The sequence below is a fragment of the Treponema denticola genome (genome assembly GCF_024181645.1).
Taxonomy (GTDB): domain Bacteria; phylum Spirochaetota; class Spirochaetia; order Treponematales; family Treponemataceae; genus Treponema_B; species Treponema_B denticola_A.
The window spans coordinates 487,642-511,559 of the sequence record NZ_CP058624.1 but is presented as its reverse complement, the minus strand read 5'-3'; the positions used below and the strand labels follow the sequence as shown (position 1 = coordinate 511,559).

General features: G+C 39.7%; 20 protein-coding genes. 3 read left to right on the top strand and 17 right to left on the bottom strand.

Annotated elements, in window-relative coordinates; translation table 11 throughout:
• Nucleotides 1-48: 48 nt before the first annotated feature.
• The gene (gene clpB / locus HO345_RS02400; RefSeq protein WP_253683659.1) at nt 49-2,628 is read right to left on the bottom strand and encodes an ATP-dependent chaperone ClpB; all 2,580 of its coding nucleotides are present in this window, start codon (nt 2,626-2,628) and stop codon (nt 49-51) included.
• A 163-nt stretch (nt 2,629-2,791) separates the two neighbouring features.
• On the opposite strand from clpB, the gene HO345_RS02395 reads away from it, so the two are divergent.
• Complete coding sequence (locus HO345_RS02395; RefSeq protein ID WP_253683658.1) at nt 2,792-4,342, top strand: AbgT family transporter; 1,551 nt, start codon at nt 2,792-2,794, stop codon at nt 4,340-4,342.
• Here HO345_RS02395 and HO345_RS13195 read toward each other — a convergent pair.
• From HO345_RS13195 to HO345_RS02370, 5 genes are all read right to left on the bottom strand, one after another.
• Nucleotides 4,339-4,500 (bottom strand): hypothetical protein, encoded by a 162-nt coding sequence (locus HO345_RS13195; protein WP_002667767.1) that lies wholly within the window; start codon nt 4,498-4,500, stop codon nt 4,339-4,341. The genes HO345_RS02395 and HO345_RS13195 overlap by 4 nt on opposite strands.
• A 337-nt stretch (nt 4,501-4,837) precedes the next feature.
• Nucleotides 4,838-5,185: a hypothetical protein gene (locus HO345_RS02385; protein WP_002674291.1), complete on the bottom strand. Its 348-nt coding sequence runs from the start codon at nt 5,183-5,185 to the stop codon at nt 4,838-4,840.
• Nucleotides 5,182-5,544, bottom strand: a complete 363-nt coding sequence (locus HO345_RS02380) for a type II toxin-antitoxin system RelE/ParE family toxin (protein ID WP_002667766.1) — start codon at nt 5,542-5,544, stop codon at nt 5,182-5,184. The genes HO345_RS02385 and HO345_RS02380 overlap by 4 nt, the downstream gene beginning before the upstream one ends.
• The gene (locus HO345_RS02375; RefSeq protein WP_253683657.1) at nt 5,544-5,780 is read right to left on the bottom strand and encodes a hypothetical protein; all 237 of its coding nucleotides are present in this window, start codon (nt 5,778-5,780) and stop codon (nt 5,544-5,546) included. Before HO345_RS02375 ends, HO345_RS02380 begins: the two co-directional genes overlap by 1 nt.
• An 83-nt stretch (nt 5,781-5,863) precedes the next feature.
• Entirely contained in the window at nt 5,864-6,544 is a 681-nt protein-coding gene (locus HO345_RS02370; protein WP_253683656.1) for a SanA/YdcF family protein, read from the bottom strand.
• Nucleotides 6,545-6,722: 178 nt separating this feature from the next.
• On the opposite strand from HO345_RS02370, the gene HO345_RS02365 reads away from it, so the two are divergent.
• A complete protein-coding gene (locus HO345_RS02365; RefSeq protein ID WP_253683655.1) occupies nt 6,723-8,960 on the top strand; it encodes an ATP-dependent helicase in 2,238 nt (745 codons plus the stop codon).
• Nucleotides 8,961-8,962: 2 nt separating this feature from the next.
• Here HO345_RS02365 and HO345_RS02360 read toward each other — a convergent pair whose 3' ends face one another.
• From HO345_RS02360 to HO345_RS02345, 4 genes are all read right to left on the bottom strand, one after another.
• Complete coding sequence (locus tag HO345_RS02360) at nt 8,963-10,702, bottom strand: ABC transporter ATP-binding protein (RefSeq protein ID WP_253683654.1); 1,740 nt, start codon at nt 10,700-10,702, stop codon at nt 8,963-8,965.
• The gene (locus HO345_RS02355) at nt 10,692-12,485 is read right to left on the bottom strand and encodes an ABC transporter ATP-binding protein (RefSeq protein WP_253683653.1); all 1,794 of its coding nucleotides are present in this window, start codon (nt 12,483-12,485) and stop codon (nt 10,692-10,694) included. Before HO345_RS02355 ends, HO345_RS02360 begins: the two co-directional genes overlap by 11 nt.
• A 205-nt stretch (nt 12,486-12,690) precedes the next feature.
• On the bottom strand, nt 12,691-13,959 hold the full coding sequence (locus tag HO345_RS02350; RefSeq protein WP_253683652.1) for a dicarboxylate/amino acid:cation symporter: 1,269 nt from the start codon (nt 13,957-13,959) through the stop codon (nt 12,691-12,693).
• Between the two features lie 151 nt (nt 13,960-14,110).
• Nucleotides 14,111-15,013 (bottom strand): PD-(D/E)XK nuclease family transposase, encoded by a 903-nt coding sequence (locus HO345_RS02345; protein WP_253683651.1) that lies wholly within the window; start codon nt 15,011-15,013, stop codon nt 14,111-14,113.
• A gap of 196 nt (nt 15,014-15,209) precedes the next feature.
• Here HO345_RS02345 and leuS point away from each other — a divergent pair, with 196 nt between their 5' ends.
• The gene (leuS, locus tag HO345_RS02340) at nt 15,210-17,786 is read left to right on the top strand and encodes a leucine--tRNA ligase (RefSeq protein WP_253683650.1); all 2,577 of its coding nucleotides are present in this window, start codon (nt 15,210-15,212) and stop codon (nt 17,784-17,786) included.
• A gap of 37 nt (nt 17,787-17,823) precedes the next feature.
• Here the strand turns inward: leuS and HO345_RS02335 are convergent, their stop codons facing one another.
• From HO345_RS02335 to tsf, 7 genes are all read right to left on the bottom strand, one after another.
• A complete protein-coding gene (locus HO345_RS02335) occupies nt 17,824-18,171 on the bottom strand; it encodes an FMN-binding protein (protein ID WP_253683649.1) in 348 nt (115 codons plus the stop codon).
• Nucleotides 18,172-18,181: 10 nt separating this feature from the next.
• Nucleotides 18,182-19,534: an RIP metalloprotease RseP gene (rseP, locus tag HO345_RS02330; RefSeq protein ID WP_253683648.1), complete on the bottom strand. Its 1,353-nt coding sequence runs from the start codon at nt 19,532-19,534 to the stop codon at nt 18,182-18,184.
• A gap of 33 nt (nt 19,535-19,567) precedes the next feature.
• Nucleotides 19,568-20,716 (bottom strand): 1-deoxy-D-xylulose-5-phosphate reductoisomerase, encoded by a 1,149-nt coding sequence (gene dxr, locus HO345_RS02325; RefSeq protein WP_253683647.1) that lies wholly within the window; start codon nt 20,714-20,716, stop codon nt 19,568-19,570.
• Nucleotides 20,716-21,573, bottom strand: a complete 858-nt coding sequence (locus HO345_RS02320) for a phosphatidate cytidylyltransferase (RefSeq protein WP_253683646.1) — start codon at nt 21,571-21,573, stop codon at nt 20,716-20,718. Before HO345_RS02320 ends, dxr begins: the two co-directional genes overlap by 1 nt.
• A 171-nt stretch (nt 21,574-21,744) precedes the next feature.
• Entirely contained in the window at nt 21,745-22,428 is a 684-nt protein-coding gene (locus HO345_RS02315; RefSeq protein ID WP_253683645.1) for a di-trans,poly-cis-decaprenylcistransferase, read from the bottom strand.
• Nucleotides 22,429-22,986, bottom strand: a complete 558-nt coding sequence (frr, locus tag HO345_RS02310) for a ribosome recycling factor (protein ID WP_253683644.1) — start codon at nt 22,984-22,986, stop codon at nt 22,429-22,431.
• Between the two features lie 83 nt (nt 22,987-23,069).
• A complete protein-coding gene (tsf, locus tag HO345_RS02305; RefSeq protein ID WP_253683643.1) occupies nt 23,070-23,912 on the bottom strand; it encodes a translation elongation factor Ts in 843 nt (280 codons plus the stop codon).
• Between the last annotated feature and the right edge of the window lie 6 nt (nt 23,913-23,918).

Here is a 23,918-nt window from a genome sequence, read left to right as displayed (position 1 = left end):
AGTGTGCTTATATTACTTTGATAAATGATTTTAAAATTTATTTAACTCTTACCCCTTCTTAAAGATAAGGCTGTCCTCTCCCTTGTCAACCAGTATTGTGCTGCCTTCGGGGAATTTGCCTTCAAGAACTTCGCGGGCGAGTTTGTTTTCAAGCTCGGCCTGTATGGCCCTCTTTAGGGGGCGGGCACCGAACATGGGGTCGTAACCTATGTCTGCAAGAAAATCCTTAGCCTTATCCGAAACTTTTAAGCCTAGTCTGCGGGCCTGCAAGCGTTCTGCAACTGACCTTAGCTGAATATCGACAATCTTTCGGATATGCTCTTTTTCGAGCCTGTTAAAGGTTAGGATTTCATCGATACGGTTTAAAAATTCGGGCCTAAAATTATCGCGGAGGATTTGGGTAATTTCTTCTCTTATACTTCCCATATCCTTTGCGGTCAATATGTACTCGGAGCCTATGTTGCTTGTCATAATTATAATTGTGTTCTTAAAATCGACTACCCTGCCCTGCCCGTCGGTAAGACGCCCGTCATCTAAAATCTGCAAAAAGACGTTAAACACATCCTGATGGGCTTTTTCGATTTCGTCAAAGAGGATTACACTGTAGGGCCTCCGTCTTACGGCCTCTGTAAGCTGGCCTCCCTCATCATAGCCCACATAGCCGGGGGGTGCTCCTATCAGGCGGCTCACGGAATGTTTTTCCATGTACTCGCTCATGTCAATTCGGGTAAGGGCCTTTTCGTCATTGAACAAAAAGTCGGCTAAGGTTCTGGCTAATTCGGTCTTACCGACACCTGTGGGGCCTATGCATAAAAAACTTCCCAAGGGGCGGTTCATGTCGGAAAGGCCTGCCTTGTTTCTTCTTATAGCATCCGAAACAACTCTTACGGCTTCATCTTGTCCGACGACGCGGGTTTGTAAAACTTTTTCAAGCTGTAAAAATTTTTGCATCTCGCTTGCAAGCATTTTTGCAACGGGAATGCCTGTCCACATTGAAACGATTCGGGCTATATCTTCTTCACAAACCTCTTCGCGTAAAAGCTGTCCCTGCTGGCCTGCTTTTTTTTCAAGCTCGGCAGTAACGGCTGCTATCTTCTTTTCGAGTTCGGGAATTTTTCCGTATTTTAGCTCGGCGGCCTTGTTTAAATTTCCCTCTCGGCTGTACTTGGTTTCTTCGATACGGAGCTGTTCCAATTCTTCCTTGTATTTGCGGGATTCGTTAATGCGGGACTTTTCGTTTTGCCATTGGGCCTGCATCGTATTCCGTTTTGAAGAAAGCTCTGCCAATTCTTCTTCAAGTTTTAAAAGCCTTTCCTTTGAGGCCGTATCGTTTTCTTTTCCTATAGAAACCTTTTCGATATTCAACTGAAGAATTTTTCGCTCAACCTGATCAAGTTCAACAGGCTGGCTTTCTATTTCCATTTTAAGGCGGCTTGCAGCCTCATCCACAAGGTCAATCGCCTTGTCGGGCAAAAAGCGGTTTGTGATATAACGGTTGGAAAGTACAGCTGCCGCTATGAGGGCCTCATCCCTTATGCGTACCCCGTGATGAACTTCATATTTTTCCTGTAAGCCGCGCAGGATTGCTATTGTGTCTTCAACCGTAGGTTCGGGGCAGTAAACCTGTTGGAAGCGGCGTTCAAGGGCTGCATCTTTTTCGATGTATTTTCGGTATTCGTCTAAGGTGGTGGCTCCTATCGCCCTGAGCTCTCCGCGGGCAAGGGCCGGCTTTAATAAGTTTGAAGCATCCATCGAGCCTTCGCTCGCTCCGGCACCTACAAGGGTGTGAAGCTCGTCGATAAATAGAATGACTCGGCCTTCCGATTTTTGCACTTCGGAAATTACGGCCTTTAATCTTTCTTCAAATTCGCCGCGGAATTTTGCTCCTGCAACCAAGGCTCCGAGATCGAGGGATAAAAGTCTTTTTCCCTTTAAGCTGTCGGGCACGTCGCCTGAAACGATACGCCTTGCAAGGCCTTCGACTATGGCTGTTTTTCCGACTCCCGGTTCTCCGATTAAAACGGGATTGTTTTTTGTTCTGCGGGAAAGCACCTGCATTACCCGCCTTATTTCTTCATCCCGCCCGATTACGGGATCTATCTTTTCGTTTTTTGCAAGCTGTGTAAGGTCACGGCAAAATTTTTCCAAACTTCTGAATGTAGATTCGGGATTTTCGCTTGTTACTCTGTTGTTTCCGCGGATTTCTTTAAGTGCGGAAAGCAGATTTTTTAGATTGATACCCCGTGAGCGCAAGAGTTCTCCCGTTTCGTCTTTAGACTCACTTAGGGCAAGTAAAAGATGTTCGGTAGAAACGTATTCGTCTTTTAATTTATCTGCATAGCCTTCGGCATTTGCAAAGACCTTTGCAAGTAAGGGCGAAATATAAGTTTGAGCGGACTGTCCCGTAACACGGGGCTTTCTGTCAAGCATTTTGTCGAGTTCATCCAAAAGACTTTCGGGACTTACTCCGATTTTTTCTACTAAAGGCGGAACAATTCCGTCCTCTTGTTCTAAAAGAACATACAAAAGATGTTCACTTTCAACCTGACTGTGGTCGTCTCGTTGGGCAAGCGAAGAAGCCTCTTGAACGGCTTCCGATGCCTTAACTGTATACTTATCTATATTCATGTATAAAAAATAATAAAAATTCGGAAAAAAATCAATATTCTGCAAAAATAATGCTAAAATATTTACGAAATTTAGAAAAGCTAACTTGTCATATTTTACATCATCATATATAATGCCGAAACTGCCTTTCTACATAGGCAAATACATTTTCTAGGAGTTCTTCATGGATAAAAAAAAGAACAAGGAAGTTTCAGGCTTCCTAAAAGGAGTTGAAAGGATCGGAAACAAGCTGCCGCATCCTGCTATGATTTTCTTAATTTTAAGTATCATTGTAATCATCGTTTCTGCACTCGCAGAAGCCTACGGTACACCTGTTACCTACCTTGATGCAAAAAAGGGAAAAGAAGTTACTATCGGAGCTGTTTCGCTTTTAAACCTTGACGGTCTTAGGTACATTTTAAACACCGCTACCAAGAATTTTACGGGATTTGCACCCTTGGGAACAGTTTTGGTTGCCATGCTAGGTGTAGGCGTTGCAGAGTGGACAGGTCTTATCAATACCTCTCTTAAAAAGCTTCTTTCAGGTGTTCACCCCAGACTTTTAACTGTTGTTGTTGTTTTTGCAGGTATTATGAGCAATATCGCTTCGGACGCAGGTTATGTTGTTGTTATCCCCCTCGGAGCCATCGTATTTGCTAATGCAGGCCGCCACCCGATGGCCGGTCTTGCAGCCGCTTTCGCAGGCGTTTCGGGAGGTTTCTCTGCCAACCTCGTACTTGGTACAATCGACCCGCTTTTGACAGGTATCACTGTTGAAGCCTTGCACAATGCCGGAATGGATATAGCTATCGACCCGACATGTAACTGGTTCTTTATGATTGCTTCAACATTTATACTTACCGTTGTAGGTACATTTGTTACGGAAAAAATTGTTGAAAAGAACTTAGGAACATATAACGGATCATACAAGCCGGACAACATGCCGATTTCCGATGTTGAAAACAAGGGGCTCAAACTTGCAGGTATTTCCGTTTTGATTATGGCTGTTATTTTAATCATCGGACTTTTCGGTCTTCCCAAGATCCCCGGGCTTGCAGTTTTAAGAGAAATTGATCCTAAAACAGGGGAAAGCTCAATTTCAAACTTTATGCACGGCGGTCTTTTACCGGTCATTCTTTTACTCTTCTTGATTCCCGGTCTTATCTATGGAAAGAAAACAGGAAAGATTAATTCTTCACACGATCTTGTTAAGGGTATGTCGCAGGCTATGAGCTCGATGGGCGGTTATCTCGTATTGAGCTTTTTCGCTGCACAGTTTGTAAACTACTTCGGAAAAACAAACCTCGGAACAATCATTTCGGTAAACGGTGCAAACTTCTTAAAGAGCATCGGCTTTACAGGCTTACCGCTTATAATCTCCTTCGTTATTATTGCAGCCTTCCTTAACCTCTTCATGGGTTCGGCTTCTGCAAAGTGGGCTATTATGGCTCCTATCTTTGTTCCCATGATGGTAAACCTCGGCCTTTCACCTGCCTTAACACAGGTTGCTTACCGAATCGGAGATTCAAGTACAAACCTCATCACGCCATTGATGAGCTATTTTGCAATGATTGTTGTATTTATGAAAAAATACGATGAAGATTCCGGTCTTGGAACATTGATTTCAACCATGCTGCCCTATTCAATCGCATTCTTGCTTTCATGGATAGGCCTCATGATTATTTGGTACATCTTCGGTCTGCCCCTCGGCCCCGGAGCGTTTATCCACATCTAATCGATTTTCCGATTATCTGAAAATAACCCCGCCTTGCTGTCTTTTGAACGGCCGGGCGGGGTTATTTTTAAAAATCCCATGAGTCTTTTGCATTTCCAGTTATCGGTATTTTCTTGCCGAGGAATGTAGGCTTCACATTGAACATTACCAAAAAGCATGTAGATGTTTATGCCTGCAATTCCTATTAAAATTAAAGCAAAAAGAAAAATAATGCATAAGGTTATTTTTTTTATGGGTCCAGTCTATAACGGGAGCTGTACAAGGCGACCCATTGCAGCAAGCACAAGCACCGAATGGATCGAAATTGGCCATCCCCTTTGGGCAAATGAGTGAAACGGAGAAATTTCTTTACAAAAACAGTTGGAGTATGTAACATAATAAAATACTCCTTAGCTATTTATATTTCAATCCTGAATTAGTTAAAGCCCCTTGGAAAATAGAAATACTTTGCCCAGAGAATTCCAAGAGTTCTACAAGGTAATCCAGAGGAGTTATTTAAGTTGGAAATAAGTTCAGTTTAAGAAAGACTCCTTCCAGGAAAAGCATGTATCTTCCTGGTTGATATTCACCCATTGAAAAGATAATCAACAAATCATCTTCATTTAAGTAATAAACCTGTAATCGCTGCTCTTTTGTCACAATATTGGATATGCCATCTGATTCCAGATGCAATTTATTTATTACATCTTGTTTGACCGGACAGTCTATTAATTTATGTGGAGTAATGTCATCCACAATAAATAACACAGATTTTCCCTCTATATTTAATTGAAAATCTTTATCGAATAGTCCATCCTCAATGCCATCGAACAATTTTGTTCTTTTGAATTCTAAAAGTCTCATCTTCGCTCAATTTTTCCACTATTTAATAATCCGTCGATTCCACCCTCAGAAGCAGGAATCTCATATTGTATACCTCCGCAAACCACATGAATAATTGTAACAGTTAAAGTATCTTCATCAACTGCGTAAAAGATTGAATAATTACCTACACTAAAGAATCTTATCCCACGAGATAACCATGGTTCTTTTGGATATAGATGATACCTATACGGCATAAAATTTAAGTCTTGCATTGCTTCATAAAGACGCTTAAAAACGGCATCGGCATTAATTTTTGATTTTAAATTATTTAATATGTAAGAATAAATACTGCTCAAATCTTCTTTTGCTTGATCTGAAATAACAACTTGATATTTCATTAAATAAACCTTGACTTTATTTCTTCAAAAGCATCGTTTAAAGGAGTTACATTTCCATTAATCATATCGGTAAAACCTTTATTCATATTTGCTTCAAATTCTTCATCCGATTCTTTTAAAAGAGACATTTTTTCATGTCTATATTGATAAATTAAAAACTGTACATATTTGGAAATATCTTCCAAGCAAACATCCGGTAAAGTTTTTATCTGTTCAACAAGAGTTTCATACGACATAAATGCCTCCGTCAATATAAACTAACTATGATTATTTTATCGTAAATATCTATTTTTTTCAAGTTTATTTTTTAGATTTATTTTTAAAAATCCCATGTGTCTTTTGCATTTCCAGTTATAGGTATCTTCTTACCGAGGAATGTAGGCTTCACATTGAACATTACCAAAAAGAAGGTTTTTACCCTTGCCAAGGCTTCTCTTATTTCCCAGCTTATACGGGTTTCCCTGCTGTACCTTAAAACCTCAGGAGCTTCATAGGCTATGACATCGAGGCCTAATTTTCTTCCTATGTAAACGGCTCTTGCGGTATGGAAGGCCTGTGTTACCACAACGGCATCTTCAATACAAAAGATTTCCCGGGCACGGTACATTGTTTCGTAGGTAGAAAAACCAGCATGATCCATAAAGATTAGGTTCTCATCAGTTCCGTAAATATCCTGCATAAAAATACGCATTCTGTTTACCTCATCATAGCCCTTTCTTCCGTGGTCGCCTGAAATTAAAACTCTTTCGGCTTTTTTGTTTTTTAAACAATTTACGGCGGCTTCGATCCTATCCCTCACAACATGTGAAACCGTATTTTTATACACCTTCGCTCCGGGTACAATCACAACATATTTTTCCGGCAAGGCGGAAATGTTTTTATAAATATAAGGTTTTGAATAGTTAAGCATGTAGATGTTTATGCCTGCAATTCCTATTAAAATTAAAGCAAAAAGGAAAATAATGCATAAGGCTATTTTTTTTATGGATTTAGATTTCATGTAACCGGGAGCTCCTACACTTTACATTATACCATAAAAAACCGAATATGTGTATGGATGCAGGTTTAAAAGCACTATCAATCCTTATTATTCTTTCCCTTGTACAATCCGTAAAAACGTGGTACAATGCAAAACCTTAGTTTAACTGAAAGGTCTTTAATTTTTTTGGAGGATTGTTTTGGCTCAACCGGATTATTTGAATATTCTTAATGAAGAGCAGCTTGCGGCTGTTAAGCATCAGGGCTCTCCTCTTTTGATTCTTGCGGGAGCGGGCTCAGGGAAGACCCGGGTTATCACCACCAAGATTGCGTACCTCATTGCCGAACATAATATCGAGCCTGAACGTATCCTCGCCGTAACATTTACAAACAAGGCAGCTAAAGAAATGTCCGAAAGAGCATCTAATCTGGATAAAAGAGCAGAGCGGGCAATGATCCGAACCTTTCATTCATTTGGAGCATGGATTTTACGCATGTATGCGGAATGGGCAGGCCTTTCACATAATTTTACAATCTATGATGATGACGATGCTCTTTCCCTTTTAATCCAAGCCTCTCCCGCCCTTACAAAAAATGCGGCCCGCGGCATCATAAAAAAAATTTCGCGTGCAAAGGATTATTGCCTTCTCCCCGATGATCCGCTTTTGCAAGAAGTCGATCCTAATCCCGAATTTGCAAAAATCTATTCCGACTATCAAAAGAGATTAAAAGAAACCGGAAACGTAGACTTCGGGGATCTTATCATGATTCCTGTTATGCTCTTAAAAGAAAATCCGCAAATCAGAGCCTCTCTTCAAAACCGGTTTTCAGTAATAATGGTCGATGAATATCAGGACTCGAACATAGCCCAATTCGAATTCTTAAAAGTTCTCACAGGAGAGAACACCTATATCTGTGTTGTAGGAGATGATGACCAATCGATCTACCGTTTCCGCGGAGCCGAAGTTCAAAACATATTAACCTTTGCCGATACTTTTAAAAACACGAAGATAATAAGGCTCGAAAAAAATTACCGATCATATTCGGAAATTCTTGCGGTAGCAGATTCCGTTGTAAAAAAGAATACGGGCCGTCTCGGTAAAACCCTTGTTGCCGAAAGAGGAAAGGGACAAAAGCCTCATATTTATTTTTTGCCTAATCAGGAAACCGAGGCAGAACTTTGTGCCCGCCTTATATCGCAAGAGGTCGAAAACGGAGGAGCATATTCCGACTGGGCTGTCTTGTACAGGACTAACGCCCAATCTTTAAATTTTGAAACGGATTTTTTACACAAAAAGATTCCCTATCAGGTTATAGGCACCTTAAAATTTTATGAGCGGGAAGAAATAAAGGATGCACTTGCCGTTCTTGCTCTTATCTCAAACGGAAGGGACGAGGTGGCTTTAAGGCGTATCATAAATAAGCCTGCACGAGGTGTAGGAGAAATTACTCAAAAAAAATTAATCGATCTTTCAAGAGAACTTATGTTCTCTCAAAAAAGCGACGAGCTCATGTTGGAGTCCAAGGACGATTATATCTCGGCCATGTCTGCCCTCATTAATTCAGTCTCCCTCACAAAAAAAGCAAAGGAAGGCTTAAAGAATTTTTTAAACACAATAAAAGAATTACGCAGTATAATAGAAACCGGAGACATCTTTTTTAAAAAAGAAGAACCAAAGGGCGAAGGTTTGGCACCTTTTATCTATGAGGTTTTAAAACAATCGGGCTTCGCCGAATATTACGAATCGGTAGACTCGGCTTCCGGCACTCAAAAAACGGCAAACTTAAACGAACTTGCAAACACCGCCTCGCTCTACGATTTTTCGGTAAAGGGTTTGAGTGAATTTTTAGAACACATCGAATTAGATCGAAGCCTTGCCGGCTCCGAAGAAAAAAAAGATTCCGTAAACCTCATCACCATTCATAACACGAAGGGCTTGGAATTTAAAAACGTAATTATCACGGGCCTTGAAACGGGAGTCTTCCCACGCGACAACGGAAACTTTGATGAGCTTGAAGAAGAAAGAAGACTTATGTATGTAGCCTGCACCCGTGCAAAGGATGCTCTCTACATGACAAGCTGTGCTTCCCGCCGCCTATACGGCAGCCTGACATTTACCCAACCAAGCCGCTTTATCTTCGAAATAGATCAAGGTCTAGTAAACATCTCGGAGACCTCATCTTCTTATTCTACTTTTTCAGGCAGCTTCGGGAAACAAATCCCTGCCGATTTTAGCACAAAAAAAGAAGAACACCCCCTCCTTTCCAAATGGAAGAAGGGAGAAAAAATTTATCACGATGATTACGGCTACGGGGCAATAATTAAAGCCGATGCTTCAAGCGGAGAGCTTGTAGTAAACATCCAATTTGAAACCGGCCTTATCAAACGCTTTATGCCCGAATATCAGGCAAACGATATGACAATAATAAAAGACTGATTTTACTTTTGCAGTCTGTACCATTCGGCGTATTTGGAATTTAGGGCAATAAGTTCTTCGTGAGTTCCCGATTCCAATAATTTGCCGTCATCGATTACGTTTATTATATCGGCATTTTTTACTGTAGAAAGGCGGTGTGCGATTATAAGTGTTGTGCGTCCTTTCTTTAAAACTTCGATACCCGCATTTATAAGTTTTTCGGTTTCGGTGTCAATGTTTGCAGTAGCCTCATCTAAGATTAGAATTTTAGGATCCCTCACCATGGCACGGGCAAAACAAATAATCTGCCTCTCGCCTTCCGAAAAGTTTTTTCCGTTTTCGCTCACTTCTGCATCCAAACCTTTTTCCGAACGTCCTATAATGTTTATGCCGCCTACAGCCTTTAAAGCTTTTTCGCAAGATTCCCTATTTATAAAAGGATCGTTTAAACTTATGTTGTCAAAAATTGTTCCGGTAAAAAGATATGGTTCCTGCAAAACCACTGCAATCTTGGAACGCAGAGTTTTTAATTCAAGCGAGCGTATATCTTTCCCGTCAATTAAAACCTCACCCCCGGAATTTTCATAAAAACCTAAAATCAAATTCATAATCGTAGATTTTCCGCAGCCGGTTTTTCCGACAAAGGCTATGGTCATTCCGTCTTCTGCATTAAAATCAAGTCCTTTTAAAATTGGAATACCTTCCTTGTATTCAAATTGAGTGTTTGAAAATTTTATATTGCCTAAGGGAGAATGAGGAGTGCCGTTTGTTCTTTCATGTTCAAAATTGATTATCTCCGAAACTCTTCCCGCCGCAACAAAAGCGTTTTTGTAAATATTTATCTGCATGAACAATTTTAAAAAGATATCGGTTATTTCCTTATTATAACTTATAGCGATTACAAGAGTACCGACAAGAAAATGAGCTCCCTGAAAATAGAGATACCCGAACACTCCCAAGAGGGCGGCGTAAATTAAGGTTCTAATTCCTGCAATAATATTCCAAGAAAAAAGCCCTGAAAGTAAAACCATTTTTCGTTTTGAAGTATATACCGGAAGATTAAATCTATCGAATTCTTTTTCTATTTTTTCTTCTGCACAAAAGGCTTGCACGCTTTCAATAGAATTAATACTTTCGTTAAAAAATCCGTTTAATTCTCCGATTGAACTCCTATAACCCCGTGTCGGCTTGTCGGCTTTTTTTAAATAATACCAAGCAAGAAAATAAATAATCGGCAGGTAGGCAAAACTCGCTCCAAAAAGATAGAGGCTCATAAATGCCAAGCGGATATATAAAACTATACACAATAAAATTACACTAAATACCTCGCCCAAAACCGAAAAGTATAAATCGCCTACTGCATTTATATCGGAAGAAAAACGGCTCATTATATTTCCCGAAGTCATTTCATCAAAATGTTTCATCTTTAAATTTAAAAGATGACCGGCCATATCCATTTGAATATGCTCACAGGCAGTATTTGCAATTTTTCTAAAAAGCAATGTTTTTACATACATCGATAAAAAAAATAAAAGAGCAGTACCCAAAAACAAAAGAGCGTGTCTAATTAAAAAGTCTTTTAAGCCGGGCATATTTACAAGATCGGCATTTATAACGCTTGCCGTGATTGTAGGAAGATAGGCTGAAGATGCAATAAAAATTCCTACTGCAACAAAGGCTGCAAAAACATAAGCCTTGCAGTATTTTAGGTACGAAAGAAAAAATCTGTAATTTATTTTGAGTTTATTGGTCTTATCTTTCATCTTTTTTTCCTCCGTCAATTTGCAGGTCTGAATCTTCAGCTTGCATAAGTTCCGCAGAATGGCTGTGCTGGTACTCAAACTGCTCCGCATACCAGCCGCCTTCTTTTATAAGTTTTTCGTGTGTTCCTTGTTGAATAATTTTACCGTCATCCAGCACAATTATTTTATCTGCATGCTGAACAGCTGAAAGACGGTGTGCCGATATAATGCAGATATTAAATGAAGAAGATTTTTTTAGGTTTTCGATTATCTTAACTTCGGTGTCCGCATCGACGGCAGAAATGGCATCATCCAAAATTAAAACTTCCGGTTCTTTAAGAAGAGCACGGGCAAGTGCAATTCGCTGTCTTTGCCCTCCTGAAAGCATAACTCCCTTTTCTCCTATTTTTGTATCGATTCCGTTTGTAAGTTTTTCGATGTCGCTTTTTACATCAGCTGCTTCCAAAACCTTTAATATTTTTTCTTTTTCAATTTCCTTTTCATAAAAACACAAGTTTTCGCAAACGGTTCCCGATAAAAGTTGAGGACGCTGACTTACATAAGCGGTCTTATTTCTAAAAGAAAAAATATCGCAATTTTTTAAGGGAATATTATTTACGAATATATTTTCATTTTGAGGATACAGGCTGAAAAATTGTTTTATCAAACTTGTTTTACCCGAACCGGTTTTTCCGGTAATTCCTAAAATTTCTCCTTGTGAAATTTCAAAAGAAATATCCTGTAAAACTTTTTTTTCGGAATCGGAATATTCAAAGCTGAAATTTTTAAAAGAAATTTTTTCTATTCTTTCGATTTTCTCTTTGTTTTCCATGGGCGGAAATTCGTTATTATCTTTTATAAGAGCATTTATTCTATCAATAGCTGCATCTGCCGACTTTTGAATTTGTAAGTAAAAGCCGCTTGCCATTCCGCTCCATGCAATTATTCCGACAAAAACAAAAAACGAAACAAGATTGCCTGAAGTAATTTCTCCTATGCGAACAAGATAGCCTCCGTAGCAAAAGGCTATTATGACACAAAGATTTGTAATAAAAGCTGTACACGGCTGCAAAATGGAAGTGAGTTTAACTTGTGCATAAAGAACCGAAAAATAATTTTTAACAATGGAAGAAAGTTTTTTTAACCTGACTTGTTCATTCACATAACAACGGATAAGTTTTATTCCTTCGGCAAGCTCCAAAATACCTTGGTTGACCTTGGAAAATTCCGCATAGGTTTTACTCGTTCTATCCTTTATTACTTTACCCAAAGAAAAATAAATAAGAGTTATAAGCGGTATTGGAAGGACGACTGCAAGTGTCAGCTTCCATGAAATTAAAACCGACATCATAAAAATTGTAACTCCGGGATAGGCAAAGGAATCCATCAGCATTACAAAGCCGCTAGCAAAATAATTTTCTACGGCTGCAACATCGTTTGAGGAGCGTGCCAAAATATCGCCTGAAGTATATTTTTTAAAAAACGGCGGAGTCTTTTTTAAAACCGAAGAAATTATTTTTTTTCTAAAAAGATAGGCCGCCCTGTTTCCCGAATTGTGAATAAAGAACATAAACATAGAACATAAGAAATAACTCAAACAGGCGAAAAAAATTATCTTTACCACATATTCAATCAAGGCACTTTGCGTCATCGTGGAATTTTTTAATTCATCTACGGCAAGTCCTATGTAGTATCCCGGCACAACCGCCAAAAACTCATCCGAAAGCAAAAATAAACCTCCGAACATTCTTTTAAGTCTGATAGATTTAAAAATCTCTCCGGACTCCTTTTGTATCTTAAACATAACTTCTTTGATCTCTCCCAAATATTGTAAACTTAATCTTACAAAATAGTATAATATATCGGAACCTGTATTGTCAATAGTTTAGATAATTTTATTAAAAAACTTTGAAACTAAAACGAAGTGAAAATCAACTGCAAGGCAGGTAAAGATGAATTTAATGGGTAATTCTCATCGACATTACCCATTAAATTCCAAGGCTTATTTTTTATTCTTTTTCAATCATATCAGACATATCGGCGACACAATAGGTACAGACCAAGTCTCCGGCAACGTTGTTCATCGTTTCAAACATATCGAGGATTGGATTGATACCAAGAGCGAGTCCTACGATTACGGCTATCTGAGCCGGATCCAAATTCATATTTTGCAAAATAATGAATAAGAGCATCAAGCTGCCGCCCGGAACACCGCCTGCACCTACCGAGGCAAGGACTGTCGTAATTACCAAAACCAGAAGGGCTGTAAAACTGATGTCCGCTCCGAACATATTGGCGGCCAAAACAGCAAACATAGGTAAGTGAACACATACACCGTCCATATTTACGGTTGAGCCTAGGGGAAGAGCGAATGATGAAAGATTATCGCTTATGTGCAAGTTTTCTTTTGCCGTTCTCAAAGATACGGGAAGAGAAGCGGCAGAGCTTCGGGTAACAAAGGCCGTAAGCATGGGTTCGCGTATCTGCATCATAATCTTAATCGGATTTTTACGTGTCGAAACGGCAATCATTATAGGATAAACAATGAAGACCATTGCAATAATACCGATTACAACACCGAGGGTCAGCATTACATAGGGACCGAAAAGTTTTGAACCATATTGTGCAAAGTTTACGGAAGTCAAACAAAATACACCTATGGGTGAATAAGCCAAAATCCAGTCAACCATTTTAAATACGGTCTCCTTACAAGTTTCAACGATATTTAAAAATAATTTTGCCCCTTCCTGCAATTTTGCATCATTTTTCTCAGAAATTATTTTTAAAGCAATACCGAATGCAATAGCAAAAACAATGATAGCCAAGAAGTTTCCTTGAGCAAGAGCTTTAAAGGGATTTTGGAACATATCTAAAAATACATCTGCAAGAGAGCCTGCGGAAGCCGGAGCAATCTCGGCTGAACCCATACTCATTAGGCTCGCCCATTCGGCATGAGAAGTTCCCGATCCCGGATTAAAGGCAAGAGCAAGGAAGGATCCTACAATCGCTGCAAACAATGAAGTAACAAAATACCAGATTATAACCTTAACACCTATCTTACCGAATTCCTTTGTAGGTAAAGATGCAGCACCGGAAATGAGAGACAAAAAGATAACCGGAATAACGATCATCTTTAACATAGATACAAGGATATTTCCAAAAGGAGATACCCAAGTTACATAACCGCCGACATCGACACCTGTTTGCCAAAGGACGATACCGACAACCAAACCAAGGATGAATGCTATAAAAATCATCCATACGAGCTTTTTATTCATTAGCTCCTCCTATTTTTAAGACCAAGAAAATCTTAGTCAAGGTTACTATAATTTTACCATTGAATAAGCGAATTTTCAAGTTTTTATTTACTTTTTCTCATATGTATGTTACAGTACCAGACATATAAGTATTCGTTGCTTCCTTCCCTATTTAATTGATCTTTTCAATTTCCTCACGGTTTAAGCCGGTTGTCTTTGTTATATTTTCTATAGACAATCCTATATCAAGTAAGTTTTTTGCCACTTCCACTTTTGCTTGATGTGAACCCTCAGCTAATCCTATACTTCTTCCTTTCTCTTGTCCTTCAGCTAAACCAGCAGTCCTGCCCTCAGCTAAACCCTCTCTCCTGGCTTCACTGCGTTCATCTTCCACATACATCCGGTATTTTTCGTCAGAGAGTTCTATTGCCATTCGCCTCTCTTCATCAGTTACCCTAAAGAGTGTTGCTTCTGCCATTTTTATACCCTCCTCTAATTTACACAATTCTTCCAACATTCCGCTTTTTTTGTCTTCTTCATAGTTGGCCAAAAACCTTATCCAAAAGTCTTTTAAGCTATACTCTTCCAATCTCTTTTTCATAGTATAAACTATTAGCTCGTTTAATTCAACATAAAGATATTGAATTATCGAGCTCTCAGGCATCTTTACAAGCTCTGCGTTTTTAGGAACATCGCAGCCGAAAACGGAAAGGCTTATAGCGTACAAAAAGTCACCTTCCTTGGGTTCCGTCTTTAAAAAACGGGAAGCGAGACGCATAAGGTACATTTGACTTCTGCGAGGATAGTTTGTTTTCCAAAACTGCTGCATTTCAAGGTCTACAAGAAGGCCGTTGTCGGTTCTAATCAAAAAATCAAGGCGGTAAGTTTTTCCCGAAGGCCTATCGCGAATAAGCTCGGTGTTTATGATTTCGGCCTTTTTGATTTTACCGTAAGAATCTTCCAAAAAGGCATTTAGAAAACTTATAAGAGCCTTGTTTCCTTCTTCACCTTTGGAAAACATCAGCTTAAAAACCCAATCGGTCTTGGGGTTTAAAATAGTTTTTTCATTTGACATAGCTTTTCTCCTTAAAACAGCAAATTATTCCTGCTGCCTTCATATAATTATAGGGTTATAAGTTGAATAAATAGTAAAATTTTGAAAAGAATTTCTCAAAAGTACATTTTTCATCGGCACTTGCATTTTTCTCCTCTTTTCTATAAAATACTTTCCGTCAATTTTGATAGATTCATCAATTTTCTTGGAGTAAAATATGGCTTATCCTTTTAGCACGATAGAACCCAAATGGCAAAAGTATTGGGAAGAAAACAAAACCTTTAAAACAGTTGAAGATAAAAATTATCCTAAGGATAAGAGACTCTATATTTTGGATATGTTTCCCTATCCTTCGGGAGACGGCCTCCATGTAGGGCACCCTGAAGGCTATACTGCAACGGATATTTACAGCCGGTTTTTACGCATGAGCGGATACAATGTACTCCATCCGATGGGCTTTGATTCTTTCGGACTGCCTGCAGAAAACTATGCAATAAAGACGGGCGTTCACCCCCTTATCACCACCCGAAAAAATATGGAAACCTTTAGAAAGCAGATAAAGTCCATCGGCTTAAGCTATGATTGGGATAGGGAAATCTCCACAAGCGAAGAATCCTATTATAAATGGACCCAGTGGATCTTCCTCCAATTATTTAAAAAGGGATTAGCCTACGAAAAAGAAGCCCCCATCAACTGGTGCCCTTCCTGCTTAACGGGCCTTGCCAATGAAGAAGTAAAGGACGGAAAATGCGAAAGATGCGGAGCTCAAATTCAACGCAAAAACTTAAGGCAATGGATTTTAAAGATAACCGAATATGCCGAACGCCTCTTAGAAGATTTGGACGAACTCGACTGGCCCGAATCCATTAAAATTATGCAAAAAAATTGGATAGGCAAGAGTACGGGAGCCGAGGTAGACTTTGCCCTCGTAGATAAGGACGGAAAAGAAACTGGGCAAAAAATCAAGGTTTATACAACCCGCCCCGACACGATCTTCGGAGCAACCTACATGGTCTTGGCCCCGGAACACGAGCTCGTAAAAAGCATAACTACAAGCAGCCAAGAAAAAGCTGTTGCCGCTTATATCGAAGAGGCCGCAAAAAAAAGCGACCTCGAAAGAACAGACCTCGCAAAAAACAAGACCGGCGTTTTTACGGGAGCCTATGCAATCAATCCATTGACGGAACAAAAAATCCCCGTCTGGATTTCGGACTATATTTTAATCTCCTACGGCACGGGAGCAATTATGGCAGTACCCGCCCATGATGAAAGAGACTTTGAGTTTGCTGCCCAATTCAATCTGCCTAAAATAAAGGTTGTAGCCGGTGCGGAAGAATGGGAAAGCGGAAAAAGAGACTTTTCGGCTGAACCTAAGGCTTGTACAACCGAGGACGGCTATTCGGTAAACTCAAAACAGTTTGACGGTCTAAAAACGGAAGAAGCAAAGACAAAGATCACGGAATATCTTGAAAACTTAGGCCTTGCAAAAAGAGCCGTAAACTACAAACTCCGTGACTGGATTTTCAGCCGTCAGCGCTATTGGGGCGAGCCCATACCCTTGGTACACTGCCCCTCTTGCGGCATAGTTCCCCTAGACGAACATGCTCTACCCTTAACCCTGCCCCAAGTAGAAAGCTATACTCCCGCAGGTACGGGCGAAAGCCCCTTGGCGGCTATTGACTCTTGGGTAAATACAAAATGCCCAAAATGCGGAAAGGAAGCAAAACGGGAAACCAATACAATGCCTCAGTGGGCAGGCTCTTGCTGGTACTATCTCCGCTTTATAGACCCTCATAACAACGAAGCCTTTGCCGACAAAGAAAAATGCGATTACTGGATGCCTGTAGACCTCTATGTTGGAGGAACCGAACATGCAGTTCTCCATTTATTGTATGCAAGGTTTTGGCACAAGGTTTTGTATGACCTTGGGCTAGTCTCTACAAAAGAGCCCTTTACACGGCTTGTAAATCAGGGAATGATAACCTCCTTTGCCTATATGAGAAAAAACAAAAGCCTTGTTCCGGTCGATAAGGTTAAAAAAATATCTGAAACCGAATTTGAAGATATTGAAACCGGAGAAAAACTTGAACAGGTAATAGCCAAGATGTCCAAGAGCTTAAAGAATGTTATCAATCCCGACGACATCATAAAAGAATACGGGGCAGACACCCTGCGCCTCTACGAAATGTTCTTAGGCCCCTTAGAGGTTTCAAAACCTTGGAACACAAGCGGCATCATGGGAGTGTTCAGATTTTTAGAAAAAATCTGGAATCTGTCCGACAGAGAAATATATAAAACTCCCGTCAACGATACCTCGACCCCTGAAACCAAGACATTGACAGCTCTTTTAAATAAGACGATTAGAAAGGTAACCGAGGACACAGCCTCTCTTAACTTTAACACTGCCATAAGCCAGATGATGATTTTTATAAACGAGGTTTCAAAGCACAAAAAAATACCCCACTATGTTTGGTATAATTTTGTAAAACTTTTAAACCCCTACGCTCCTCACTTGGCCGAAGAGCTTTGGCAAAAGATGGGTAATGACGAATCGATAGCCTATTCTCACTGGCCGATGTTTGTCGAAAAATTCTGCGTTGACCAAACCTGCACGGTGGTGGTACAGGTAAACGGAAAACTCCGAGGTAAGTTTGAGGCAGAGGCAGGAACCTCTAAAGAGGAACTGGAACGCCTTGCTTTATCGAATGAGGGTGCTGTCCGCAACATTGAAGGCAAAGAGATTAAAAAGATAATTACAGTGCCCGATAAGCTCGTAAATATTGTAGTACAATAGCCCCCTACTTAACAAGGCTTATTCTTTTTCGGCATAGCTAGCGGCCGGCTTTTTTTAAGGCGTCATTTACCGCCTCTAAAAAAGCCTTACTCGTTAAGGTAGCACCGGCCACAATGTCCACATCTGTAGAACCTTTCTCGACAACCCTCTTAGGTAGGTATTCAAAAACGGTATCACTGTAGCCGGGCGTATCGGCATACTCTAAGATATCTATATTTTTAATTTTACTTTTTTCTATCACAACCCTTACGCTTATATTTCCCATTAAGCCTTCGGCCTTTCCTTCAAAAATACCCGAAACAATCTTTTCATCATTTTTTACATTGCAAGAAAATAAAAAAATACTCAAAGCAAAAATCATAAGCATAATGAAAATCTTTTTCATATTTAAAAACTTACCTTCCTAAAAAATATCCTATGTCTCCCCAGAGGGCAAAGAGAAAAACTACGCCGATAAAGGCTATGCCGATAAACTGAACATAGTACAACACCTTCGGATGAATTTGTCTTCTAAAAATAAATTCGATAAAGGCAAAAAGAATTAAGCCTCCGTCCAAAATCGGAATCGGCAGTAAATTCATTATAAAAAGAGAAATAGAAATTATGCTTACAAAGTTTAAGATATCCGAAAGCCCGATTAAAAAGCCGGCCTTAAAACCTTGGGCGGCAACATCGCCCAACATATGGGTAATGCGTACAGGGCCCGAAACGGCTTGCCTAAAATCAACTCCCTTAAACAAAAGGCCTAAACTTTTAAATGTCAAAACAAAGGCCTTGTGAGTTAAGACAAAGCCGTTCACTATGCTTTTAAAAAAGCCCGTTCCGGGAATCTCCACCTTGATGTTTTTAATATTTAGCCCAAGGTCTATTCCGTTTTCGGTTCTGATAAGGTTTACGGTTTTTGTAATCTTGTTTCCGTCCCTTAAAATGCCTAATTCGGCAGTCTTTTCGCTTATACCGCCTAGGGCACGGTTTAAGTCTATCGTATTGGCGACTTCAATTCCGTTCACTTCCGTAATAAGGTCGCCTTTTTTAAGCCCTGCAAGTTCGGCAGATGAAGAAGGCTTTACACCGTCAATTTCAAGGGGAATAAAAGAATAAAAACCTATTATGCCTGCACCGGTTTTTGGATCGAGCTTGGGCCTAAGTTTTTTTGTGAGGATCTGCCCATCTCTTTCTATTTCCAGCGTAACCTCTTCCTTTGCTTCAGGCACAATGAGGCGCACTATGTCGGCAAATGTTTCAGTCTTTTCGCCGTTAATGCTTAAAATTACATCCCCCATCCTTAAATCAGCCTCGCGGGCAGGAGAATCATCGGCTTCGTTATAATAGTAAACGGGAGCTATCTTATTCGAGCTTGTATAATAGCTTGAACCGATAGCACTTACAATAGCCAGAGCCAGAACCGCACTTATATAGTTTGCAAAAGGGCCGGCAAAGGCAATTATAATCCGCTTAAAAGGATGCACTCCATAAAGCTCTCCCTCTTTTTTAGGAATCGCAGGGAGCTTTTCTTCGATTGCCTGCTGAAAGGCTTTTTCTCCCTTCATGCCGCAATAACCGCCCATGGGAATTGCAGAAATTCTATATTCCGTGTCTCCTTTCTTTTTTTTAAAAAGAACAGGGCCCCAGCCTATCGAAAAACTTTCAACTACAACACCGCAGAGTTTTGCGGCAATAAAATGTCCAAGCTCATGGATAAAGACCATGATACTCAATATAATCAAACCTATTAAAATCTTAACCATAAATTATTCCGTTTTACTTTTATTGCAAGCCGTTTACTCAGTCAAGTATCCTTGCCTGTCAAGTATCCTTGCCAAAGCGACCGCTCTTGCTCTGTTTTCATAGTCATAAACTTCTTCATAAGAAGAAGGTTTCATAGTCCAATCTGAATTTAAAACTTCTTGCGTAATATCGGCTAAATCCGTAAAGCCTATTTTCCCTTTGATAAAGGCATCAACGGCTTCCTCATTTGCAACATTAAAGGCTATAGGATAGGCGCCTCCTTTTCCAGCCGCCTCAAAACCCAAAGCCAGCATAGGAAAATCATCGGTTCTGGGAGGCATAAATTCCAAGTTTATAATTTGAGAAAAATCCAAGGGCCTTAAAAAGCTTTCAGGCACCTCCGGAAAACTTAAGGCATTTAAAATAGGATTTTTCATATCGGGAGGAGAAGCTTGAGCAAATATCTCTCCGTTTTTACACTGTACCATCGAATGGATTATACTTTGAGGATGAACCGTAACTTCGATTTTTTCGGGCGGAAAAGAAAATAGCTTTACAGCCTCAATCACTTCCAAGGCCTTGTTTGCAAGAGAAGCCGAATCTATCGTAATCTTTCCGCCCATCTTCCATGTCGGATGCTTTAAGGCATCTTCAAGCTTCATTGTGCTAAGCTTTTCTCTCGGCGTATTTAAAAAGGGGCCGCCTGAGGCGGTAATTATAATCTTTTCGATGTTTTCTTTTTTGTGGGCATTTATAAGCTGAAAAATTGCAGCGTGTTCCGAATCGACGGGAATTATTGTGCTTCCCGACTTTTCGGCATCTTGAAAAATCAGCTCCCAGGCCTCTACTATAGTTTCTTTATTTGCAAGAGCCAAATCCAAACCGCTTTTTATAACTTCGACCGAAGCCTTTAAGCCTGCCGAACCCGCTATACCGTTAATGACTATATCGGCCTTTGATTTTTCAATCAACTGTCTTACAGCTTCCGCATCTATTTCGTGTTTTAGATTGGAATCCTTTTTTTTTGTAGAAACAAATTGCGCATCGGTAAATTCGGCTAGAAGAGTTTTTGCAAAATCCGAATTTGAATGAACCGAAAAACCGGCAAGAACAAACCTATCGGAAAATCTCCTTATTATTTCCAGACTGCTTTTTCCGATTGAGCCTCCGGCACCGAGAACGATAACCCTTTTTTTTTCCATTAAAAGCCGCCTAATAAAAACAGACAAAGGGTGTAGAATACTGGAGCAGCGATGAGCAGGGAATCAATGCTGTCAAGAATACCGCCCCGCCCTAAAATCACCTTTCCTGAATCCTTTACATCTGCAGAACGCTTCAAAATAGATTCTATTATGTCGCCGATAATGGCAAAGAGGGCCGTAAAAAGAGCTATGATTATAAGCTCTTTTAATTTTCCGTTAAATTGTTTATTAAAAAAATAAAAGGAACCTACAGCAGCTGTTGCAGAACCTATGAAACCGCCTATAAAACCTGCAATACTTTTTTTTGGGCTTGCCTTAATAAAGCCTCTATTGTTTTTTCCGAAAAGCATTCCGAAAAACCACGCAAAGGAATCGCAGCCGAAGGTCATAAGACAGAACATGATGATAAGAGCCCCTGCATTTGGAAGGCTTGCAATTGCAGATAAATAAACTGCCAAGCCCCAAGGATAAATCAGCATAAACACACCGGTTGTGAGACGGGCAATACTATTGGTAAAATTTCCCGAGAATGAAAATATAATTTCCATAAAGAGCATTCCGACTATTACACAGCCGAATACAATAAAAATATATTGAAACGGTACGGAATGCAAGCCCATTAGGTATGAAGCAAGAACTAAAATTGTACCGAAAAAAGCAAGTATCTTTTTAGGATAGGCCGGAGACCTTTGGGACAAAATATTATATATCTCATAATTTGCAATAAGGGCTGAAATAAACAATTCAATATGATAAACCAAAAAATTATAATGAGGTAATAAATAAATTGAAGCTAAAACTAAAGGTGCACCTACAAAAAATATAATCAGCCTTTCAATAATTTTTTTAATTTTCATTTTATTTCTCCCTTTATTCGTGCGGAGGCTTTAATCCCCTGTTGCTGTGCAACGTACGCTCTGCGTCGTAACAAAGGGTATTAAAGCCGACTGCACCTACCTTATTAGAACATACAGTGCAAAACATTGAGCACTGTACCCCAATGCTCTGCGTCGGGGTTGTTGATTACATTAGGCGTTTCCGTAACGCCTGTTTCGTTTTTTATAATCTTCTATTGCTTCATATAAATCTTCTACAGTCCAATCCGGCCACAAGGTATCTGTAAAATAAAGTTCCGCATAGGCACTTTGCCAAAGCAAAAAATTACTTAAGCGCTTTTCCCCGCCCGTCCTTATAAGCAGGTCAACGGGAGGAATTTTACCTGTATCCAATTTTAAAGAAAAAGACTCTTCATTTATCGAGGCAAGCTCATCAGAATTCAGTTTCTTTATTGCTCTTAAAATTTCATCGTGTGCTCCGTAATTTATGCCGAGCACAATTGCAGTTCCCGTATAAGCGGAAGTTTTCTCTCTTACAGAATTAATTTCATCTTGAATGTCTTGGGGTAATCCGCTTAAATTGCCTATGTGCTCAATACGTATATTATTATCGGCATAAAATTTAAGCTCGGCTTTTAAATGCTGTTTAATAAGCCCCATTAAAAAGCCCACCTCCGTTTCGGTTCTTTTCCAGTTTTCGGTAGAAAATATATAAAGCGTTATATAAGGAATTCCTAAATCGGACACGGCCTTTGTTATCCTTTTGACCGTATTAAGCCCTTCCTTATGTCCCATAGAACGGGGGAGTCCTCTTTTTTTTGCCCATCTGCCATTGCCGTCCATGACAATGGCGATATGTTTTAGCTCATCGGACATTTAGTTTTCCATTATTTCCTTTTCTTTTGCCTCAAGTACCTTGTTTATTTCGGCAATGTAAGCATCGGTGGATTTTTGGAAAGCGTCCTCAGCCGTCTTTAACTGATCTTCGCTTATCTTTCCGTCCTTTTGTAATTTTTTTGCTTCATCAATTCCGTCACGCCTAATATTACGCACTGAAACCCGCGAATTTTCGGCGATAGTCTTTGCCTTTTTTGCAAGGTCTTTTCTGCGGTCTTCCGTCAACGGCGGAATTGCAATACGGATAACCTTTCCGTCATTTGTGGGATTAACCGAAAGGTCAGCCTGTAAAACAGCCTTTTCGATTTCGACCAATAAGCCCTTATCCCATGGCTGAATTACTACAAGCCTTGCTTCGGGGATAGAAATATTTGCAAGCTGGTTAAGAGGAGTGGACTCTCCATAGCAATTTACTCTTATTTTATCAAAAAGAGCAGAAGATGCCCGTCCGGTTCTCAGCATATTGAATTCTTCTTTTAATGCGGCAACCGCTTTTTTCATTTTTTCTTCACAATTTTTTTTAACTTCCTCTATCATAATTTGCCTCCGATTATATTTTATTTTAACACATAAGAATTAATGCTGCAAGGATAAACCTCGCAGCATTAAAATGTTTTTATTTACATTCCAAGCCCTAACTGAAAAATAATCAGCTTTGACAAGCTTAAAGAGCCGCCTGCTTCTTTTCCGACTTCGGCCATTTTCTTTGAAACGGAAAGTTTGTCATCTTTGACAAAGGCTTGTTCAAGGAAGCAGATTTCGGATAAGTGCTTTGAAATTTTTCCCTTAACAATGCCTTCTTTTACATTATCCGGCTTATTCAACTCGGCAACCTGACCCTTAAAGATTTCTTCTTGCTCTTTGATATAAGATGCATCTACATCTTCTTTTTTAACATAGAGGGGCATAAAGGCGGCTGCATGTAAACAGCAGTCATAAGCAAATTCCTGCACCTCAGTCTTTTCAAAGATTTCAGGCTTATCCGACTTTAAAACTATAATAACACCGGTTTTTTTGTCGGAGTGAATATAGCGTGAAAGGTACTCGTCTGCACCGGCTTTTATGCTTATTAAGCGTGTAAGGTTCATATTCTCGCGTACGCGGGTAGCCAAATCCAAGAGCTTATCATTGAGTTCCTGTGTAACTTCAGAAATATCCTTATCAAAGGCCGTTTTTGCAATATCTTCTCCGACAGCGATAAAGTCCGCATTTTTTGCAACAAAGTCCGTTTCGCAAGTCATTTCGAGCATAACGGCTTTTTTATTATCATTTTTGATAACGATGATACCTTCGCTGGTTACTCTGTCAGCACGCTTTTCGACAGCGGCCAAACCTTTTTCTTTTAAGTATTTTTCAGCCTCTTTAGCGTCTCCGTTGCAATGCTGTAAGGCTTTTTTGCACTCCATCATACCCGCACCGGTTTTATCGCGCAATTGTTTTACATCAGATGCTTTAATATCCATAAATTT

Bases quoted from the DNA above. Each gene is read 5' to 3' on its own strand.
- dxr (WP_253683647.1), bottom strand. From the start codon at position 20,716: ATGGAAAAAAAAAGGGTTATCGTTCTCGGTGCCGGAGGCTCAATCGGA.
- HO345_RS02360 (WP_253683654.1), bottom strand. From the start codon at position 10,702: ATGAAAGATAAGACCAATAAACTCAAAATAAATTACAGATTTTTTCTT.
- clpB (WP_253683659.1), bottom strand. From the start codon at position 2,628: ATGAATATAGATAAGTATACAGTTAAGGCATCGGAAGCCGTTCAAGAG.
- rseP (WP_253683648.1), bottom strand. From the start codon at position 19,534: ATGGTTAAGATTTTAATAGGTTTGATTATATTGAGTATCATGGTCTTT.
- HO345_RS02395 (WP_253683658.1), top strand. From the start codon at position 2,792: ATGGATAAAAAAAAGAACAAGGAAGTTTCAGGCTTCCTAAAAGGAGTT.
- HO345_RS02350 (WP_253683652.1), bottom strand. From the start codon at position 13,959: ATGAATAAAAAGCTCGTATGGATGATTTTTATAGCATTCATCCTTGGT.
- tsf (WP_253683643.1), bottom strand. From the start codon at position 23,912: ATGGATATTAAAGCATCTGATGTAAAACAATTGCGCGATAAAACCGGT.
- HO345_RS02335 (WP_253683649.1), bottom strand. From the start codon at position 18,171: ATGAAAAAGATTTTCATTATGCTTATGATTTTTGCTTTGAGTATTTTT.
- HO345_RS02385 (WP_002674291.1), bottom strand. From the start codon at position 5,185: ATGAGACTTTTAGAATTCAAAAGAACAAAATTGTTCGATGGCATTGAG.
- HO345_RS02370 (WP_253683656.1), bottom strand. From the start codon at position 6,544: ATGAAATCTAAATCCATAAAAAAAATAGCCTTATGCATTATTTTCCTT.
- HO345_RS02355 (WP_253683653.1), bottom strand. From the start codon at position 12,485: ATGTTTAAGATACAAAAGGAGTCCGGAGAGATTTTTAAATCTATCAGA.
- HO345_RS02345 (WP_253683651.1), bottom strand. From the start codon at position 15,013: ATGTCAAATGAAAAAACTATTTTAAACCCCAAGACCGATTGGGTTTTT.
- frr (WP_253683644.1), bottom strand. From the start codon at position 22,986: ATGATAGAGGAAGTTAAAAAAAATTGTGAAGAAAAAATGAAAAAAGCG.
- HO345_RS02320 (WP_253683646.1), bottom strand. From the start codon at position 21,573: ATGAAAATTAAAAAAATTATTGAAAGGCTGATTATATTTTTTGTAGGT.
- leuS (WP_253683650.1), top strand. From the start codon at position 15,210: ATGGCTTATCCTTTTAGCACGATAGAACCCAAATGGCAAAAGTATTGG.
- HO345_RS13195 (WP_002667767.1), bottom strand. From the start codon at position 4,500: ATGCTTTTTGGTAATGTTCAATGTGAAGCCTACATTCCTCGGCAAGAA.
- HO345_RS02375 (WP_253683657.1), bottom strand. From the start codon at position 5,780: ATGTCGTATGAAACTCTTGTTGAACAGATAAAAACTTTACCGGATGTT.
- HO345_RS02380 (WP_002667766.1), bottom strand. From the start codon at position 5,544: ATGAAATATCAAGTTGTTATTTCAGATCAAGCAAAAGAAGATTTGAGC.
- HO345_RS02315 (WP_253683645.1), bottom strand. From the start codon at position 22,428: ATGTCCGATGAGCTAAAACATATCGCCATTGTCATGGACGGCAATGGC.